Here is an 18,944-nt window from a genome sequence, read left to right as displayed (position 1 = left end):
TGATGCTTGTTGTACGGATTAACCCGTGACTTTATGCAGCAGGACGGTATATATATGATGCTTGGCGAACCAGAAGGGATGCCGGTGGGTAAGCTTAATATGGTTCAAGCTCGTATGCTGATGAACACCGAAATTCCTCATCATTTAAGGTTGTTACTTAGGGAAATCGATTTAAAGGTTACCATGGAATATGCTGTTCTGCGTAAAAAAATGCTCAGTCATTTGCTCAAAAGTGAGAAGCTGAGCATGACCTCATTTTTTGGCTTGCTTTTTCAAATTGCACAAGGGATGGAAGATGGCAGGTTATACATGCTTCGGGCGGATCAATATGCTTTGCATGAAGATTATATTTTTATTGAAGGCTCGTTGCAGAGTGGTAAGGTATATCTCACCTATATCCCTGTTCAGGGGAATGAGCTTGCTTCTAGGCTGGGAGATTCCCTCAAGTCCCTAATCATGGTGCTAATGGCGTCTATCACAGAGCTTACTGGCAGTGGTGTTCAAAGAGTATTGCAATACTGTGGGGAAGAGGAATTTACACCAGCGGGCTTAAAGAGTCTTCTCTCAGAGCTGTTGACAGAGGGTGACTCTAGTAGAGGACAATTCAGTAGTAACGAAGAAATGGCATCCACATCACCTAAGATGGCAGAAGCACGTGTAGAAGAACCTGAAAGACGAATGCAAGAGAGAGTAAGGGAACTATTTGTGAATGAGGTGACTGCTCCCCAGAAAAAAATAGGTGAGCGGAACGAGGAAAAGGGTCTGTATACGCAACAGAACTCAGCTCCGTGGTTAAGCAGCTATTCCAGTCCAAATCTTAGGACGAAAGAAGAGGAGCGGTTGCTTCGGTCTACAGACGATAATAAGTTGACGAATTCACAACCCTCAAGTTCAAGAACCTATGTTATTCTAGGGTGCTTATTGTTTGATGCATTATTATGGAAATTCCTATATCTGAATAATCCAAAACCGTTATGGCTAGCCGTTTGTGGGATCGCAACGATTGCCTTGGCTACCTTAATCTGGATGGTATGGAGCGAAAGAATAAGGTTTGGAAGTGACGAAGAAAAGGAACATACGAGTGAGGATTCTGAAGATACAAATTGGAGTCCGAGTCGAAGAGAATTGGAGTGGAATTTCGGTAGGAATCCTGTGAACACTGCGCGTCCTGCAGCAACGTTTCCAAAGGTAGATCAGCATCCATCCGACCCTTTATCTAACATTCCGTCTGTACGATCTGAATCAAGGACAGAGGAGGATCGTTCTGTAATACCACCAGGTCCAATAGCCCCAACCGCTTTATTATCACGGGAGGTAACACCTGAGCAAGACAAACGCAATGAGAAGCTAGCTCAAAATGTTCCTTATCTCAAAAGAAGCGATGAGGGAGAGGCAGAGTCGGAAACCATAGCTTTAAACCGAACTAGCTTTATTATTGGCCGATCGGCAGAAGTAGCCCAGTATGTAGAAAGATCGGAAGGAGCTTCAAGAGTACATGCGGAGATATCTAGAAGCCCAAGCGGATACGTACTAAAGGATCTCGACTCCAGAAACGGAACGCTTTTTCAAGGGGAAGCCATGATCCCTTACAAAGAGTACCCGCTGTCAGAGGGGACCGTATTTAAGATTGTTAAAGGAAGTTACACATTCCACATGGGATGAAGAGCACGAGCAAAGAATATTGATTCTGCTATTTTTGCCTTTTTAAATCTTCTAAAGCGCTTTGAAGTGTGGGGAAGGTAAAGTTAAAGCCCTGTTCTAACGCCGCCGTTGGAAGAACGCGTTGTCCTTTAAGCAAGATCTCAGACAGTTCACCTACTGCTGTTTTTAACAGGATAGCTGGTAGAGGAAACCAATGCGGCCGGTTGTAAACTTTGCCAATCGTTCTACCGAACTCTTCGTTCGTAACCGGATGTGGAGCAGTCGCATTTACAGGTCCGGAGATGGTGGGATTTTGAATACAAAAATCGATTAGACGAACAATATCGGTCAGGTGAATCCAGGAAACCCACTGGTTTCCCGTTCCGATGTTACCACCAAAGCCTAGTAAGTAAGGTAGCTTCATCTTGGGGAATGCTCCGTTTCGGTTACCGAGCACAACCCCAGTACGCAACTTGATCATACGGATATTCTTGTATGCTTCATCTGAAGCTTCTTCCCATGTCTTAACCACGTCAGAAGGGAAATCCATGACATGGGCTGGTGATGACTCATAAAAGGTAGCTTGCAAAGAGGTTCCGTAAATAGCCACAGCGGACGCTTGAATGACTACAGAAGGTTTATGTTTTAAACGGGCGAGTAACTTAGCTGCTGCGGAAACGGCCCAAAGACGGGATTGCATAATTGCTTTTTTGCCGCTCTGACTCCAACGTTGGCTGAGAGAAGCTCCAGCAAGATTGACCAAAGCATCCGCATTTTCCACGGGTGTTGAATCAGCGTGTAGGCTATCCCATGTGTGGTAACTCAGCTTAGGATGATATGGCGCATCTTTAGGTAGATTGCGACCGACGATTGCAATTTCATTTCCTGCCTGTAGCCAGTATTTTGTTAGTTCACTGCCAATGAAACCGGTGCCGCCACATATTACATATTTCATAAGGTTGGCCTCCGTTCTGAACGCAACATCAGATTATCAATCACTTGAACAAATGCTGGTAAGCAGAGTAGTCGATTTTATTCTTTTCAAGAAAATTGACGAGGAAACGATTGTCACGCCGTGGTGTGGCGACTATGTAACCTTTAATGCAGTGATCACGAGTAACCTCTTTCGCATTGCTTTCCACAGCGATCTTACCGATCTCGGCAGCAATGGAATGTTTGGCGATATCGCGAAAAGGGCTAGGCACAGGCTGAACAAGCTGGTCTAAGAAAGCTTTTGATTCATCACTCCAGAGTGAACGGCTGCGTTCTACCCAGTAATTTTGCCAGTCCAGCTTTGATTTTCCATCAGCTTTCGGCAATACCTTTAGGAATTTCCGAAACATAAAAAAACCGCCGATACACATGGAACCCAGCAGCATAAATGTCCAGAAAGCGATAGAGTTCATGAACCAATTGCTCGGTGTTGCGGATAATAAACCAAGTCCTGATTGGATAGACATGCATACACCACCTTTTGGCAATGAGTATTCTCACATAATTTAATCTCATATTAAAGTATAGCTTATTTCCAAAGTTTTGCGAAGCAGAACCCAGCATATTGACCTTGTCTAGATTTATTTTTCTGATCACGGTAGAATAGGGGATAATTCGTGAAGGAAAGAGGGAAGAAGTATGCTGAAAATAGGTTCACACGTGTCTTGCTCGGACAAGGGTCTTTTGACCGCAGCAAATGAAGCAAATGAGTATGGTTCCAGCTCATTTATGATATATACAGGAGCGCCACAGAACACGCGCCGCAAGCCGATTGATGCCATGTATCCCGTTGAAGGGAAGCAAGTAATGAAAGAAAACGGTGTGGAGGAGATTGTCGTTCACGCACCTTACATTATTAATCTCGCTTCCTATAAAGAGAACACATATCAGTTGGCCGTTGATTTTTTACAAGAGGAAATCCGCCGTACGCATGCGCTTGAGGTCAAGCATATCGTATTACATCCAGGTGCATTCACTGATAAGGATGCAGAATACGGTATCCAGCGGATTGCAGATGGACTTAATGAGGTTCTTGGGGGAACCAATGAAACGGAAGTTCATATCGCTCTAGAAACTATGGCTGGTAAGGGAACAGAGATCGGGCGCAGCTTCGAGGAGATTGCTTCGATCATTAATAAGGTGGAACATAACGAGCGTTTGTCCGTATGTCTTGATACTTGTCACATTCATGATGCTGGCTATGATATCGTTAATGACCTGGATGGTGTTCTTAACAAGTTTGATGAGATTATCGGCTTGAATCGTCTTGGTGTTATCCATATCAATGACAGCAAAAATCCATGTGGAGCAGGTAAAGACCGTCATACTCCAATTGGTTCGGGTTGGATCGGTTTTGATACGATTAACAAAATCGTGCATCATGAAAAGCTGGCAGGTCTGCCTTTCATTTTGGAGACGCCATGGGTTGGTAAGGATGCGAAGAAACAGCGTCCGATGTATGAGGTAGAGATTGCTTTGCTCCGTGGTAACGTAGCTGAACGATTTGGACCGGAGTTTATAGAGGATGTTGAGAAACTGCGCGAGTTTTTTGCAAATAAGGAGATCGATTCCCGTCAATTTGTGCTTAATGTCTGGGAGATGCTGAAGAACGATGCCAAGGCTAAAAAAGCTGATCCACGTGAACCGCTGGAGCGTTTATATGATGAAGTCATCGCTGCCGAGCTGTTCCCGAAATTGAGCGAGGAAGCAATTAATCATCGCTTGATTGCATGGTTAGCAGGCAAGTAAGTGCTCGTTCACGCATAAGTTAGACTTCAGATTGCACATGTAGATGAGAGGATGGGATGAGGATCATGGAATTACACGTAAAAAGAAACAATTCGTCAGGTGTTGAGTCTTATTCCAACCGGGCGCGCATGCTCATTTCTTGTCCTGACGGACCGGGAATCGTGGCGGCAGTATCACATTTTCTGTATCAGCATGGCGCGAATATTGTGCAATCGGATCAGTACACGATGGATCCAGATGGCGGAATGTTCTTCATGAGAGTTGAGTTTGATCTTCCCGAATTAGGAGATCGTCTGGAAGAGATACGTTCTTTGTTCGGTGGTGTGGCTGAACGTTTCAAGATGAACTGGAAAATCTTTAATGTCCGTCATAAGAAAAGATTAGCCATATTTGTCTCTAAAGAAGATCATTGTCTTGTGGAGCTGCTCTGGCAGTGGCAAGCTGGCGATCTAGAAGCCGACATTGCTCTCGTCGTTAGCAACCATTTAGATATGAAATCGTATGTCGAGTCCTTCGGCATTCCTTTTCACCATATTCCTGTTACAGCAGATACTAAGGCTGAGGCGGAAAAACGTCAGCTTGAGGTCATCGGGGCCGATATTGATGTTATAATTCTGGCTCGGTATATGCAGATTATCTCACCGTCATTTATTGAGCACTATCGCCACCAAATTATTAATATTCATCACTCTTTCCTGCCAGCCTTTATTGGCGGGAATCCTTATGCCCAAGCGTACCAACGCGGGGTGAAGATTATCGGAGCAACTGCTCACTATGTTACAGAAGAGCTTGATGGTGGCCCGATTATTGAACAGGATGTACAGCGGGTAAGCCACAGTGATGATGTCATCGAGCTGAAGCGGATTGGACGCACCATTGAACGGGTTGTTCTGGCTCGTGCGGTGAAATGGCATATCGAAGACCGGATCCTCGTCCATCAAAATAAGACTGTAGTGTTTAAATAAAAGGTTATTTTCCGATGAAAGCCTACGATATGAACCTGAGCGCTTTTACCGGAACCCTATAATCTAATAGCTCTCTAAATCTCTACAGGTAAAAAAGCATTTTACCAGCAGCTTGGCTATTTACGCCAAGTTGCTTTTTGTCGTTTTTCAAAACTGTGTTTTTGAGGAGGTGGAGGGCTTGGCTTTACAGCGTAGGCAACTGTTAAAACGCAATTATTTCTTCGCAAGTCTCATTTTGATTACTGGAGTCGGTGGACTGCTAGGCTATGATCTCTATTTCAAGCCATACGTACTATCCCGAACCGTGGTCAAAATTAAGGTGGAAGGCGGGGAGTTTCTTCCTAAAAACTATGAGCTGAAAGCAAGTGATTTATATCTGGATAATGTTCAGACCAAGGATATACCTTCCGGTGTAATTACGGAAATCGCACAGGTGGAGCACAAAATTACGAATGTAAATCTGACCAACGGAAGTATTTTGACGGCATCCTTAGTGGATGTTAGTGATTTAGAACCCCTAAAGGATGAAGGGATCTTTCCTATACCGAAGGAGGCCATCTACGCCATCAATGGTTCACTGCGCAGCCGGGATAAGGTAGATATTTATCTTGTTGATGGAGACCGGGAGAGGCGGAGTGAATCGCTTAGTCCAAATAACAAGATGGAAGAGGAAGAACTGATCGTGCAGAGCCCAATTAGCGAACCTGCCAAGGAGGTGTTTATATCTGGAGTCACCGTGAATTATGTGCGAACAGAAGACAATAATGATGTGCTGGATTCAGAAAAGGGCAATAACAATAATCGTTTCACTTCGACTGGCAAGGTGGCGACACCAGAATTGAAGCTGAAGAAAAGTGATGGCGAGCGGCTTGGACAATTTTTGGAGCAGGGAAAGAAGCTGTGGATCGTACGGGTCGAGTAGGAGGGAAGGGTCTTGAAAATATTTAGTCTAGGCATAGATCAGTTAACCATTAATGATATCAAAAATGCAGGATTTATTGTAATCACACAAAGTGTACTTCCTGATCCATCTCATGCAGAGGGCCATATGCTAATGGTTACCAGTGACCAGATTCAAGCTCAGTCACTTAGCGAACTGCGCCGGAATTATCCGAGCTCAACGATCCTATATGTATATTTGCAAAAGGGAATCAGTGGTTACCAAGCTGTACATATGCTGTGTGAAAGCTTAGGAATCTATTTTATCCCTCCTCGTTCTACCTCGTCAGTGGTGATAGAGAAGATTCGCTTTATTCTAGACGAGGATGGGGAGGAACGAAGTAATCTGGTTGGTTTTTTTGGATCTGGTCCGGGGATCGGCTGCACTAGTGTAGCCAAACTGTTCGCAAGGCGAATTGCCGCGGCAGGTCTTCGTGTTATTGTCCTTGGACTTGATTTATATGATCCCGGATATGACCGCAAAGCGACCATTAGTCTGGATAGGCTTCGATCAAGGCTTACAGGGAAGATGATTCATGACGAGGATTTTGAGCAATTGATTAAGCAAGACGGTTACTCGTATCTCCCAGGCAATTACGATTACTTGAGCGCACAAGATTATCAGGAGGATGAGATCGAATATTTTTTGGCTAGAGCTGGGGCAAATGCAGATGTTGTTATTGCTGACTTCGGCTCTATTCCGGAAAGCGCTGCGTGGTATGTCGGAATGCACAAATCGGCGCTGCGTATGATCGTCACTCATCCAAAGCATGAATACAGACTCGAACCTTTACTAGAGCTTGCTGGGCATCTGGATCTACGTCCACATGATTTTCAACTGATTATTAACCGCAGTAATGTGGAAGAAATATCTTCTCCTAAAAATCTAGCGCTCCGCTTTGGGACTGAAATCTTGCTGGAGCTACCGTATTACCAGCCCTTGCAGGAAAGCTTACCTCTAGGCAAAAAAGAGCTGCAGCATGTGGATGATAAGGTACATTCTCTGCTCGTGTCCATGAGCCTAGCGCCAGAAGCTAAAAAGAAAGGTATATTCCTATGAATGGAAATCAACTGAACCGTCCATTGTTCTCTCTAAAACAAAGTATCCTACGCATGAGCAAACCGGGCAAGGAAGACTTTTATGCATTTTTGCAAAAAATGAAAAACGATATGAACGAAGGGCTGGAACGTGAGGATGATGCTTACTTCGAGTTAAATGCGAAGGCGCTAATTGGCGATCCGCAGGCGGTTAGCTTTTTTATGAATGAGATAGAGAAGTACTTGCGGAAGACACCCTTTACGGGCAAGGTTCCGGAAGCATACCGAACGGCGGCAGAAGCGCTTTATCATGAGTGGAAAGGCTTTGGTCCGGCGTATCGTTGGTTTACTGATCGTGCCTACAGTGAGTCAACCGGGCTACAGATGATCGGAAAGCAGATCTTTTATAACCATAAAGGTGAGTTTGTAGCTTATCCATATGAGATGCCTTCACTAGATCGGGTCGAACAGTTAAAGCGCTCCTTATTAAAAAGTGATCCCAACAAAAAGCTGAACAAGGACAACCCTTCAGTGGAGTTTAAAATGGATGACCCGCTCTGGCCTGGTCGATTTATTAGGCTTGCCATATGGGTATCCCCGAGAGTATGGGATGGCTTCACCACAATATCGCTACGACGGCAGGTTGTAGAGTTTCTGAGTCTAGAAGATCAGGCGGGTACGGAATGTATTCCTGCGGAAGCGGTTGAAATGATTCGGGCGTTATCATCTACCTTTCGCAATACCATTATTGCGGGCGCTGTAGGCTCGGGAAAAACAACCTTTGCAAATACGATCGTCGGCGAGCAATTGCTTGGATCTTCATCCTGTATGGGTGTAGTGATGATAGAGAAGCATCCGGAGTCCATTTTACCTTACCAGATTAAAGGGCATCGAATTATTCCGATACAGGCCGCGAACGAAGAATTGATGGAGGTGGGGGTAGAGTCTCTGCGGCATGACCCCAATATTTTGTATATGACGGAAATGCGGTATAACGAATGGGAATTTTATCTGTGGAGTGGGGAAAAAGGGTATGACGGCATCACCGGAACCTTCCACACCGTAGATTCGGAGGATATTCCTTATCAAGGTGCTTTTGCCGTGTCGACAAGGATTGGCGGGAGCCTTAAGGGGCATTTGATCTCTGCACTGAAATCATGCGAGCTGGTCTTTATTTTGGAAAGTGTTCCGAATGGGAAGAAGCGGTTAACGCGAATATCGGAAGTTTTTTATGACGAGGAAAAGAACTCCGTATTTGCGAATGATCTGATGCGCTGGGAACTCCAGAAGAGGTGTTGGTCCTATAATGACAAGCTGACGAAGAACCTGATTCTGAAGATGACTAGGAAAAACGAGCAGGCAACACAGTTGCTCCAGAAAGAGCTGGGACGGCTTGCAGCAGCAAAACCAATGGATCAGCCTATCAAAGAAAGCTTGAAATCTAAGATCATTCTTAATGAGTGAGGGGGTGAACCCGTGGATTTATTATTCTATCTTCTTCGTTTTATCCTTCATTTGTTGATTGTATGGGGAATGTGGCTGCTTATTAAACCGCTAATCGAACGGCATTTACGGCAGGTAGGTCAGAAAGTTGATTTTCGTATCAAACATAAAATGAGTATTTTTGGCAAAAGAGTTAGCTCGGTTAAAAAAAGGCTGTGGCTCTACCGCCATCTAGATAATCTTTTATATTTTGTACACGGAAAATATGAGCCGGGAATTAGCGTTATGCGTTTTGTCATACGTACAGCAATAGTGTTTATCGCAGTTTTTCTATCAGGACTACTGACGCTAAGCGAGCTTCCTGGGCGTTTGAGTTTTAACAATCCTTTTCTGCAGGGGATCACCTTTAATGAAGGACATTCGATCCAAGGGGCTTGGAGATTTCCACTTTTTATGGCTGTGATTTCTGCGATGATTCCTTATTTTCGTATGAGATACATCTACGCGCAGAGAAAGGTGCATGGAAGCTATGATTTACTCGATGTAGTCAAAATCTCCACCAAATTCACTCACTTGTCGGTAGATTCCATTCTCGATCGGACAGCGGATTTTCTTACGGATAAAAATGTGCTAAAGGGTCCTTTGAAGCTGTTAGGGGCTGCATTTTCTAATTACAGTAATGAGAAGGAGCTTATTGAGGAAGCCGGGAGATTTTCCAATGCGATTGGCACTACCTTCGCTCTAGAATTTATATCGGATCTGCTCTATGCCGAGAAGGAAGGAACCCGTTATTTAAAAAGCTCGCTGATGCTGTTAAACCGTTCTATGGAGCAACAGAGAGAAACGATTTTGACTGTAAAAGCAGGAAGTAGAGATGCGATCAGCCTTGGTTTATATGGGAATCTCTTGGTGCTGGTATCTACGGTTGGAACCTTTATGTATATGCTGAAGCCTGATGTTTATTTCCAATTGCAGTTTGAGACTACGGTAGGGCTTTCCTTTTTGATGGTGATCATCTCCGGTCTTTTTATTTCTTTTGTGATCAGTACTATTCTCGCCAGACCTAAACTGGACTACCACTAAGGTGATGAACTATGGACAGATTGTTACTATTAATTACTGTAATCGGGATTGTATATGTCGCATTACTTGTCTTTGTAAGCAGTAGTAGTAAACAGGAAAGATATCTTATCCGATTAGGACTACGGTGGAATGGGCTTGGGGAACGGGTGCAGGGGGATAGACTTCAGCAATTATTGAATGATTCTGGTTTATCGATTTCGGCCCGTAAAATTACGCTTTTCCGTTACTCAGCAGCGCTGATTTATTTAATAACTCAAGTTGTCAGTGATTTCATTCGTTCTAATTCTTTTTCTATTTATGACCCTCTAATTGCTCTACTTATTCTCGTAATCAGCAGTCCGATGCGCTATCTTCCGTTTGGCTGGGTGCTTACATGGCTTCATCAAAAAACGGTTATTAAAAAAGACGGTGAGCTGATCTCTTTTATCCGTCTATATGAGAATAATCGTCTGCGGAAGCGCGGATATGCGCAATTTGGCACTTTTTGCGGGAGTACGGCTGGACATTTTCAATATATACGTCAGGACTTGTACGAGTTGTCAGAACGAGCAGTAGATGAGGGTGTGGAGGGGGCGATTGAATGGTTTTGTGCAAAGTTTCCGGATAATCATAGTTTTATTAATGACATTCGGTCCATTTTGCTGGCTACTGAGGGGATGGATGACGACACAGAAGCGGCAAATTATTTGCGCGAGCAAGGTAAGATTATCTCAAAAATCTCCAGCGATCAGTATTTGAAAAAGTGGTCTTTTATCGGTGATCTATCTACGATCATTAATGTTATCCCATCGATTGCTACTTTTTTGATGATCGTCGCGATGGCGATGCAGTACATTTTACTGATTAAAGGGAATTTTAATGGGGTCGGCATGTTCCAGTGAAAAATTGTATATTCAATATTATTTAAAAAATATAAAATAAAAGGGAGATTTTAACAATGAAAAAGGACGCTATTTCTACAGGTTTGTTTATTGCTATCGGATTTTTGTGTGTGGCCATCGTAATCGCGATTTTAGTTCCTGTGGTGCAAGATGTAATTAATGATACGGATGATAATAGACCGGATATCCCGGGTGTAACTTTAATTCAGCCATTGGATTCACACCAAACTGCAGTTGCCCGGGTCCTGCCCCACACTTCGGTTTAACTCGATTATGAAAAAAGACTCTATCTCTATTGCAATGTTTCTGTCCATTGGTTTTGTGATCGCAGGGATGTTTATCACAGTAGCTACGCATATCATTGGAAGCAGTCAGGACGATATCATCACACATACTAAGCAAGTAGAGCAATATTAAAGGGAGGCGCTTCTATTGAAGGAGACCGTCCTCCGGGCATTATTCATGTGGCTTGTCCTGTTTATTATCCTGCAGCCCATCTTCACCTATATTGATTATCTGCTAGATTTACAGGTCAAAGCTAATACGTCCTACATCACACAAAAAGCTGCAACGGAGGGGATGGTCACAGCGTCTATGCGGAACGAAGTGATTTCAAATCTGAAGGCGATTGGGTTCTCCGAGGGTTCCATAGAAATTACGAGCAGTACGGATACCGTTCAGGAGCGCAAACAACGAATTGATGTGTATGTAACTGCACCGCGGATAAATTTGTTTCCGTATAACTTTTCCACAGTTTCGCAGCCGACCCGATATTATGGCCATGGGTCAATTATGAGTGAATATCTCGATTGATTAAGGGATGAGCCTAATTTATGGATTACATTATTAAGCTGGCATTTGTCCTACTGATCTTTATCTACTCCTGGTTCTTTCAGATCCAGAATCAGGAGTGGGACATGCTGCGCAGCATGCTAAAAGATGCAAACAATATCGCTGTTCACGATGCCGCGCAGGAGTTAGATGAGATTGAACTTACGCGAGGTCGTCTAATTATCGATCCCGCGCTTGCTTACGATACTTTTCAGCATGCCTTGCAGGCGAATCTTGGGCTTGATAACGGCCTTTCTCCCCAAGTAGGCAGCCGTTTTAAGAATCAAGTAAAGATCGTGAAGTTTGATATTATTGATGATTCCGATGGAGTGACTTTTCCACTTTTATACGAGGATAGTGAATATGGCATTACCAAGTACATAGAGGGTCCCTCGGTTATTGCCGTCATCGAGACGGAACATCCGCTGCTGATCTCCAGAGCCAAAACACAAGAGCCAATCAGAGTACCTGCAGTTCAGGAGTATAAGTTCAATAAGTAGGGAAAATCCAATTGAGTATAGGGAGAGATTTGGAGATGAGAAAGAAAGTTGTAAAAGCGACTTTGGCAGCGGCAATGTTATTTAGTGTGGTATTGGGGCAGGGAGTAGTTACAAATGCGGAAACGGTTACACCAGTAGTTACAGCAAAGCCTACAGCATCTGTGATACCCACAGCAACCGTGAAACCTTCAGCAACGCCAGCACCTATCATGAGGGATAATTTGAGTAAATTTGGATTGAAGAAAGACTTGGAGCTACCGGTGACGATCAGCGCTGGAGGATTAACGTACACGTTGGAAAAGCTGATGTTTTACGATGTAAAGTCTAAAGAAGCACAATCTCTAATGAAGCTGTATGGTTATTCAGATAAAATTTATAAAACACCTACGAAATATATGGTATGGACTAAACTCACCATTGAAAATAAGGGCAGTAAAATTATTCAATTAAGTGCTAAAGATCCGAGTTCAAAATGGTATTTTAAAATGGATGGTAATAATCTTATTGAACCTGCACCTAAGAATAAAATGTTAGAGTTGAACAATAAAGAAGCATTATGGAATTGGGTGTTGAAACCTGGGGAAAAGCTATCTAGCTATCAGATGTATGGGTATATTAAAGACCCTTCAGTTATTTCTATATACGTTAATCTTGGAGGCGATTTTGAAGAAAAATACATTGTTAAACGTCCAGGGGAGTAATTTATATGAAGAAAATTTGGATTGTTCTGCTTACAGTTATACTAGTTTTTTCATATACTCCACATAATATTAAGGCAGCTAATTCACAAAGCAAAACAGTGTCAATACCTTCAGAAATTCTTAGTGGATCTGCAAATGCTCAAAAATCTTACTACTTAGAACTTCCTAGTGGAGTATCCACTTCGGCAATTAATGTCTCTTCTCTTCAATATAATGGCACTAATCAAAAAGTTGCTCTTACATTGGAGAATGGGAAAATAAAGGTTACTTTAAAGGGCGTTGAAGCAAAACAACGAATAGATAATTTACTTGGGTATAATGCTTCGTTTGAAACCCTTTTTCCAACAACTCCTGGTAATTCTATTTGGCGATATTCAGACGGAGTAAGATGGCAGATAAATGAATGGGACCCATACATTAATGGTCAGAAACATAACGATAGGAATGGACAGGGTAATGGTACACCTAGAAATGATCCCCCTGATATGACGGTGGTGACTCAATCAGCAGTATCACGTTTGGGAATTAAATGGTATGACAAAAACGTGAATTCGGTAATAGATTCATCTCAAATCATAGAGTCCACCGTCAAAATAGTTGTACCTACAGATACGCTTCCATCAACATATGTTAATCATAATGTCGTAAATGGGAATCAATTTATTATTTATTATAAAACTGACGCAGCTATGCAAAATTATGATCCAGAACAATTAAGTCCGAATTTTGACAAAAGTGGTCATGCGTTGGGTAGGCGTTACAAAACAAAATTAAACTACTACTTTACAGGGTCGGCTAATGTGACTACGTATAAGTATAGTGGAAACGTCTCTTTTGACTACAATATCCCTACAGAACCCACACTTACCGGTACCGTAACTCTAAATAAACCTAATCCCAATCCAACAAAATTGGGAGATAAAGACGAACCCGTTCAAATTTCATTAATGGGGCAGCTGCAAGGCTACAATGATGCTTCAAACATTGACGAGTGGGTGTTCTATGCTAAAGAGAAAGACAGGAACAACACACTCAAAACGAAAAAGGAGTCTGCAAAGACATTTAACGTAAGCACTTTATTTGATTTTGAGATCAAAAAGTCGAGTGTAACGGGCGAACATTTTACTCAGGAATATGCTTTAACCGTTCTCGTCCGTTTTAAAAAGCCAATCATCACAAAGAATGGAACCATCACCTCTCTGGAACAGCCTCTACAGATTTCAGCAGGTGTTTATAAAAACCACCCCCTGGTTACTTTTCCTCCACCTCCGACCAAGCCAACAGAACCGGAAGGAAAGCCACCTATTGCAAGAATATCAACAGCTAGATACATAAAAGCAGGGTCTGATATGCTCGTTAGTGGAAATGCTTCCTATGATCCGGATGGATATATCACTGATTATGCTTGGAGCACATCTGGAGCGCAGGGAGAAATCGGAAATGTCCCAAGGGGGTATGTATGGTATACCATAGAGCAAGTTGGAGAGACATTTCCTATAGCTCTCACAGTCGTTGACAATGATGGACAAATAGGTAGTACAAGTACAGAAGTTACCGTCATTGAGCCGAAACCAGCAGCAATTATAGATATAGAAGGAATACTTAAACAAAATCGTAAAACGACATTGTTTAATAGAAGCCAGAGTCCAACACGCTTTCCGTTAATACCATCGAAAACACGAGTTACCATCACTGCTGTATCTGGTGGTACGAATGCAGATATTAAATATAGTGGTACATTATCTGAACTTGAAAGCAAAGACATCTTATTTAAAAAACCCGGAAAATATATGGCTGCGATTTATGTGGAAAATACGCTTGGGTATTCTGATAGTGATGAGATTACTTTTGATATTGTGCCAGATGAAGCGCCGTACAACTATTTTACTCTGCCTGGAGTGGTATATCGAAGTCCTGATTACGGTAATAAAGCGGTGGTTTCATTGGATGATATCTCCTATTCGCCTGATAAAGATGTAGTGGGTCGGAGACGCTGGGAGTATCGCTATGATTCAAATAATGACGGGAGTTTTAGCGGAGAAGCATGGGTGATCTTCAGTAATGAGAACAAAGATCGCTTAAATTTAGAGCTGAGCGAGGTAGGGAAATATGAAGTCCGACTTACTGTGTTTGAAGAGTTTGGTCAACCAACCATTGATGAGTTTGTGACAGAAGCTGATCGGAAATCTACAAATTCAGATGGACAAAAGTTAAGCTCACGGATTGTAGAAGTGAAAAATCGAGCGCCAGAAGTTGATTGGTCCTGGTAGGAGAGGTGCTTAAATGAAAAAGACAAAAGAAATACTTTCACTAGTAATTATAATCACTTTCCTATTCGGAGTTTTCCCTAGTCAGGGAGTGTATCTTCAGACAGCAGAGGCTGCGACTGGTGACCCTAATTTCATCACTTATAAAGATATAAATATACCCGCTGATGGTGATTTTTATGACGCTGGATGGAATTATGGTACTATGCGTGGGACAATAAATAACCAAAAGCTAACGAATATTAAATTTAATCGTACCACTAAGCAACTTACATTTGACCTTAGTTCGGATGCAACATTGACTGTAGGAGTCAACTTGGTTCCTTCACAAAGTGCTCTAGATAGACGTGTCGTTCGAGCGGAGTTATGTGTAGCGGCAATACCAGAGGGAGCACCATTAGATTTACCAGTCTACCAATATAATTGTCCGAGCCACTGGTCAAATCCAAATACCAATTGGACCCCATTGTACAGGAGCTTTTTTGCTGGACCGTTTGATGATAATAGATTTGATCATACATTTAATCTAGCGACAGATGCTTATGGAAATGTTTTAGGGAATTTAAGTTATGGTGAACTTCCAATAGGATTAGTAGTTAACTACGCTGTTGGTGCAGGTCAACAGGATTCATGGGGTGGATTTAATCCAGATAAAGGATATGGAGGGCCGTACATAGGTCATACTTTTCAAAAAGTATTTCCTTTGATACCTAATAGTCCACCTACTATTTCGTTAAATACACCTAATAATCAAGTCCTGCAGAACGAGCCTGGACGCAACACACTTAACATCGAGGGATATGTCCACGATCCAGATAATGATGATCTTATCGTAAGTGCGGAGATATCAAATGTATTTTATAGGAAGACGGTAGTATCTCAAACGAAAGGATATCAGTATTTCTCTATCCCCGTAGACGCTGTAGCTGATTCGATTCCGCCAGGCGATTATACGATGACTGTAAAAGTAGCGGATCCTTCAAATATGTCGGAATCCGTGAATATGACGTTTAAGGTTACAAACCGACTGAAGCGAAATGCTTTTGTTCTCGTTAATAGTTCAATAGAGAATAGCGGTACCACCTACGAAGATTATGAGTGGGATGCTAAGTACGCTGATCGAGTGAGATATGATCATGATCCGAATTATTTTGATAATTCAATGGGTATTATAGGGGATTCAGGACTATGGAGGACGAGCCTTTACACTTCATTTCCGTATACCGGACAATATGTAGTGAGTTATCAAGCTAAGGATATACCGAAACAGGATGCTCGCTTTGCTGAATATCAGATGTGGAGTAAAGATGCCGCATCTACGATGAGTTTTAAAGTCCATCGCAAGCCAATAGCGCTTTTTTCAGCAAGGCTTATCAATGGAAATGTTCAATTAATAGATTCCTCCTATGATTTAGATCATATTACAAGTTCTGATAAAGGGATTATGCAGTGGCAATGGCAATATAAAAAGACCGTTAATGAGATGTGGATCGACGGGCAGCCACCTGGGGGAGTTTTTGAAAAGGACAGTTACGACATCCGTTTAAGAGTCCGTGATGTGGATGGAGATAATGGAGTCGGTGTATGGAGTGATTGGTGTCAACGTACTGTGGGGAATGCGTCTGTTAATCTACCACCCGTTGCGCTATTTACCGTTGATCCGAATATCGTTTCCTATCGTAAATCTACGACCATTACAGACAAATCTTTCGATCCAGATAATGATCCATTAGATGTATATTACTGGACTGTAATCAAAGACGGATGGAATAAAGTATGGGAACATTGGGGTGGAGCGACAACACCGCCGAATATCGCATCATTCGGTGAAGGGAATTATCAACTCAATCTACAAGTACATGATAATCGTGGCTTGTGGTCGGATTGGTACAGTCAAAATGTACAGGTAGTCAATCATCCACCGGCTGCAGCATTTACAATGCCTAACGAAATTTACCGCGACACGATCATCACAATGGATAACTTAACACCAGATCCGGATGAAGATGGAGATGCTTTATCTTATGCCTGGAATGCAAAGTTTAATGACTCTCCTTATTACTGGGCGGGAAACAACCGTTATCAATCTATGACCATTCGTGATCTTATTAATCGTAACGGTATCTCACATAAAAAGGCCATTTCTGATGGTTGGGAAATGCAGCTCACAGCCTCTGATGTAAAGTTAAGCTCTTATGCGACGCGTACATTTATGGTTAAGAATCATGTTCCTGTTGCTAAGATTAACGGACCTTCATCCGTAAATCAGTATGATACGAAACAATTTACGTCAGGGGATATCGATGAGGATACATCAGATCAAAGTTCGTTAGAATACTACTGGAAAGTATCGAACAGTGCTGGTGAAATGAAATCATATCTTACTCGGGATATTACGCTTACCTTCTCAGATCCAGGGGTATATACGCTAGAACATTGGGCAATCGATCAAATAGGAGATAAGTCGAATATCGCTGGATTGCAAGTCCAAGTGAAAGAAAACTTGGCACCTACTATGACTTTAACTAGTCCTTCAGGTACAGTAACGAACCCATCTGTGATTGACGCGGAACAAGGCGATCCATTAATCAAATGGACTTACGCAGATCCGGAAAATGATCTACAGGAGAAATACAGGTTAGAGTTCTTTACGAAGGATGGTCTATTAGTCTCCACGATAGAAAATCCGGATCCTACTGGACTGCTCAGACAATATCAAATCCCAAATAATACATTTGAACGGTTTGAATACTTTACAGTGCAAGGTCGAGCATACTCCAAATTTTCATGGTCAGATGTATCAAATGAAAAAACATTCATCATCGATAACGCACCTAAGCCTGGATTTACTCTGATCACAGATACTGGTAAAGATGCGACTAAGGTACCGATCTACCGGACAGACGTTCTGAACATTAAGAGTAACGCAACTGATCCGGATGAGCCAAAAGGAGATACCATCAGTTATAAATATTACTTAAAGCCATCAAGTGGTACAGAGACTCTTGCTAGCGCCCAAAAAGATTTCACAAAGCAATTCACATCTAACGGCGTCTTTACCATTAGACAACTCGTAACTGATTCACTGGGATTGTACCGCGAGCTTTCACAGAACATCACAGTAGTCAACCGCATTCCGACGGCAACAGTAACGTATCCAACCAGTATTGATCCATCCAAGCCCACAATTGCAAGTACACTCACACCAATCCTTAAATGGGATTATCAAGATGAGGACGGAGATCTGCAGCAACGTTATAAGGTGCGAATTATTACCTTGGCCACTGGTGCAATTAAGGTACAATCTGGTGAGCAAGTATCAAGAGCTAAGCAATGGCAGATTCCAGCCGGTTCACTGATCGAGAACGAAAAGTATGCCGTCGAGGTTGAAGTTTTTGACGGATTCAGTTGGAGTAATGTTTCTCCTCGAAAATATCTCATGGTTAATCTATTAACTATTAAAGGTGGCGTTAAGCACACCGAAGAGTGGAACAACAACCGTAAAGGCTACAATTTGAAAAAGAGCGGCAATGAGGAAAGTCCAAGAGGCTATAACGTATTTTGGGCAGGAGAACGTTTTGTTCTGCAAGGTACAGCAACAGGTCTCCCGGATACTGTGCAAGTGACCATGGTCGGAGGGTTCACTACGCAGCTTAGCCCAACTAACGACGATAAAACCTTCTGGACAGGTGAAATGTACGATAGCTCTTTTGAAAAGCTACCAGACGGCCCTGTTACATTTACTTTTACGGCTCAGAATGCGTATAACACCAAAACGGATACAGTTACAGTCGTTATATCATCATATTGGTCGGAGTATTTCCAAAGTCATCGAATTAAATAGAGTAGGAGCCTATATTACCCCATCTTTTTTGCGTGACTTCACAGGATCATGTTAATGTTGAAGTATTGT

General features: G+C 42.5%; 17 protein-coding genes. 15 read left to right on the top strand and 2 right to left on the bottom strand.

Going from position 1 to position 18,944, the window contains the following annotated elements; genetic code table 11:
* Positions 1-6 precede the first annotated feature (6 nt).
* Positions 7-1,662 (top strand): DUF6382 domain-containing protein, encoded by a 1,656-nt coding sequence (locus tag UQ64_RS18100; RefSeq protein WP_060624933.1) that lies wholly within the window; start codon positions 7-9, stop codon positions 1,660-1,662.
* A 28-nt stretch (positions 1,663-1,690) separates the two neighbouring features.
* Here the strand turns inward: UQ64_RS18100 and UQ64_RS18095 are convergent, their stop codons facing one another.
* Both UQ64_RS18095 and UQ64_RS18090 read right to left on the bottom strand, forming a co-directional pair.
* Positions 1,691-2,596: a TIGR01777 family oxidoreductase gene (locus UQ64_RS18095; protein ID WP_060624932.1), complete on the bottom strand. Its 906-nt coding sequence runs from the start codon at positions 2,594-2,596 to the stop codon at positions 1,691-1,693.
* Positions 2,597-2,636: 40 nt separating this feature from the next.
* Positions 2,637-3,101 (bottom strand): DUF2621 domain-containing protein, encoded by a 465-nt coding sequence (locus tag UQ64_RS18090; RefSeq protein WP_042124904.1) that lies wholly within the window; start codon positions 3,099-3,101, stop codon positions 2,637-2,639.
* 172 nt (positions 3,102-3,273) lie between these two features.
* Here UQ64_RS18090 and UQ64_RS18085 point away from each other — a divergent pair, with 172 nt between their 5' ends.
* The 14 genes from UQ64_RS18085 (at position 3,274) to UQ64_RS18025 (ending at position 18,875) form a co-directional block, all read left to right on the top strand.
* Positions 3,274-4,383 carry a deoxyribonuclease IV gene (locus tag UQ64_RS18085; protein ID WP_060624931.1) on the top strand — a complete coding sequence of 370 codons (1,110 nt, stop codon included), beginning with the start codon at positions 3,274-3,276 and terminating at the stop codon, positions 4,381-4,383.
* Between the two features lie 65 nt (positions 4,384-4,448).
* Positions 4,449-5,348 carry a formyltetrahydrofolate deformylase gene (gene purU / locus UQ64_RS18080; protein ID WP_060624930.1) on the top strand — a complete coding sequence of 300 codons (900 nt, stop codon included), beginning with the start codon at positions 4,449-4,451 and terminating at the stop codon, positions 5,346-5,348.
* A 178-nt stretch (positions 5,349-5,526) separates the two neighbouring features.
* Positions 5,527-6,270 carry an SAF domain-containing protein gene (locus tag UQ64_RS18075; protein ID WP_060624929.1) on the top strand — a complete coding sequence of 248 codons (744 nt, stop codon included), beginning with the start codon at positions 5,527-5,529 and terminating at the stop codon, positions 6,268-6,270.
* 12 nt (positions 6,271-6,282) lie between these two features.
* Positions 6,283-7,347, top strand: coding sequence for a CpaE/TadZ family protein (locus tag UQ64_RS18070; protein ID WP_060624928.1), 1,065 nt, complete (start codon positions 6,283-6,285; stop codon positions 7,345-7,347).
* Positions 7,344-8,789: a P-loop NTPase family protein gene (locus tag UQ64_RS18065; RefSeq protein ID WP_060624927.1), complete on the top strand. Its 1,446-nt coding sequence runs from the start codon at positions 7,344-7,346 to the stop codon at positions 8,787-8,789. Before UQ64_RS18070 ends, UQ64_RS18065 begins: the two co-directional genes overlap by 4 nt.
* Positions 8,790-8,801: 12 nt before the next feature.
* Positions 8,802-9,851 carry a hypothetical protein gene (locus tag UQ64_RS18060; protein WP_060624926.1) on the top strand — a complete coding sequence of 350 codons (1,050 nt, stop codon included), beginning with the start codon at positions 8,802-8,804 and terminating at the stop codon, positions 9,849-9,851.
* An 11-nt stretch (positions 9,852-9,862) separates the two neighbouring features.
* The gene (locus UQ64_RS18055) at positions 9,863-10,732 is read left to right on the top strand and encodes a hypothetical protein (protein WP_060624925.1); all 870 of its coding nucleotides are present in this window, start codon (positions 9,863-9,865) and stop codon (positions 10,730-10,732) included.
* A gap of 56 nt (positions 10,733-10,788) precedes the next feature.
* Complete coding sequence (locus tag UQ64_RS18050) at positions 10,789-10,998, top strand: hypothetical protein (protein WP_060624924.1); 210 nt, start codon at positions 10,789-10,791, stop codon at positions 10,996-10,998.
* Between the two features lie 7 nt (positions 10,999-11,005).
* Positions 11,006-11,149, top strand: coding sequence for a hypothetical protein (locus UQ64_RS30940; RefSeq protein ID WP_156417598.1), 144 nt, complete (start codon positions 11,006-11,008; stop codon positions 11,147-11,149).
* 15 nt (positions 11,150-11,164) lie between these two features.
* The gene (locus tag UQ64_RS18045) at positions 11,165-11,545 is read left to right on the top strand and encodes a hypothetical protein (protein ID WP_060624923.1); all 381 of its coding nucleotides are present in this window, start codon (positions 11,165-11,167) and stop codon (positions 11,543-11,545) included.
* Between the two features lie 20 nt (positions 11,546-11,565).
* Entirely contained in the window at positions 11,566-12,063 is a 498-nt protein-coding gene (locus UQ64_RS18040; protein ID WP_060624922.1) for a hypothetical protein, read from the top strand.
* 35 nt (positions 12,064-12,098) lie between these two features.
* Positions 12,099-12,764, top strand: a complete 666-nt coding sequence (locus UQ64_RS18035) for a hypothetical protein (RefSeq protein WP_060624921.1) — start codon at positions 12,099-12,101, stop codon at positions 12,762-12,764.
* Positions 12,765-12,769: 5 nt separating this feature from the next.
* Complete coding sequence (locus UQ64_RS18030) at positions 12,770-15,034, top strand: PKD domain-containing protein (RefSeq protein WP_060624920.1); 2,265 nt, start codon at positions 12,770-12,772, stop codon at positions 15,032-15,034.
* Positions 15,035-15,047: 13 nt separating this feature from the next.
* The gene (locus UQ64_RS18025) at positions 15,048-18,875 is read left to right on the top strand and encodes a PKD/REJ-like domain-containing protein (RefSeq protein ID WP_060624919.1); all 3,828 of its coding nucleotides are present in this window, start codon (positions 15,048-15,050) and stop codon (positions 18,873-18,875) included.
* Positions 18,876-18,944: the final 69 nt, after the last annotated feature.

Source organism: Paenibacillus etheri, assembly GCF_001012825.1.
GTDB lineage: Bacteria > Bacillota > Bacilli > Paenibacillales > Paenibacillaceae > Paenibacillus_AQ > Paenibacillus_AQ etheri.
Note: the sequence above shows the minus strand (reverse complement) of the source record. Positions and strands in the feature narration are given on the sequence as shown.

What these genes read in the sequence shown, in the direction of transcription:
- UQ64_RS18040 (WP_060624922.1), top strand. Translation starts at nt 11,566, where the DNA reads ATGGATTACATTATTAAGCTGGCATTTGTCCTACTGATCTTTATCTAC.
- UQ64_RS18065 (WP_060624927.1), top strand. Translation starts at nt 7,344, where the DNA reads ATGAATGGAAATCAACTGAACCGTCCATTGTTCTCTCTAAAACAAAGT.
- UQ64_RS18030 (WP_060624920.1), top strand. Translation starts at nt 12,770, where the DNA reads ATGAAGAAAATTTGGATTGTTCTGCTTACAGTTATACTAGTTTTTTCA.
- UQ64_RS18025 (WP_060624919.1), top strand. Translation starts at nt 15,048, where the DNA reads ATGAAAAAGACAAAAGAAATACTTTCACTAGTAATTATAATCACTTTC.
- purU (WP_060624930.1), top strand. Translation starts at nt 4,449, where the DNA reads ATGGAATTACACGTAAAAAGAAACAATTCGTCAGGTGTTGAGTCTTAT.
- UQ64_RS18050 (WP_060624924.1), top strand. Translation starts at nt 10,789, where the DNA reads ATGAAAAAGGACGCTATTTCTACAGGTTTGTTTATTGCTATCGGATTT.
- UQ64_RS18085 (WP_060624931.1), top strand. Translation starts at nt 3,274, where the DNA reads ATGCTGAAAATAGGTTCACACGTGTCTTGCTCGGACAAGGGTCTTTTG.
- UQ64_RS18095 (WP_060624932.1), bottom strand. Translation starts at nt 2,596, where the DNA reads ATGAAATATGTAATATGTGGCGGCACCGGTTTCATTGGCAGTGAACTA.
- UQ64_RS18035 (WP_060624921.1), top strand. Translation starts at nt 12,099, where the DNA reads ATGAGAAAGAAAGTTGTAAAAGCGACTTTGGCAGCGGCAATGTTATTT.
- UQ64_RS30940 (WP_156417598.1), top strand. Translation starts at nt 11,006, where the DNA reads ATGAAAAAAGACTCTATCTCTATTGCAATGTTTCTGTCCATTGGTTTT.
- UQ64_RS18055 (WP_060624925.1), top strand. Translation starts at nt 9,863, where the DNA reads ATGGACAGATTGTTACTATTAATTACTGTAATCGGGATTGTATATGTC.
- UQ64_RS18090 (WP_042124904.1), bottom strand. Translation starts at nt 3,101, where the DNA reads ATGTCTATCCAATCAGGACTTGGTTTATTATCCGCAACACCGAGCAAT.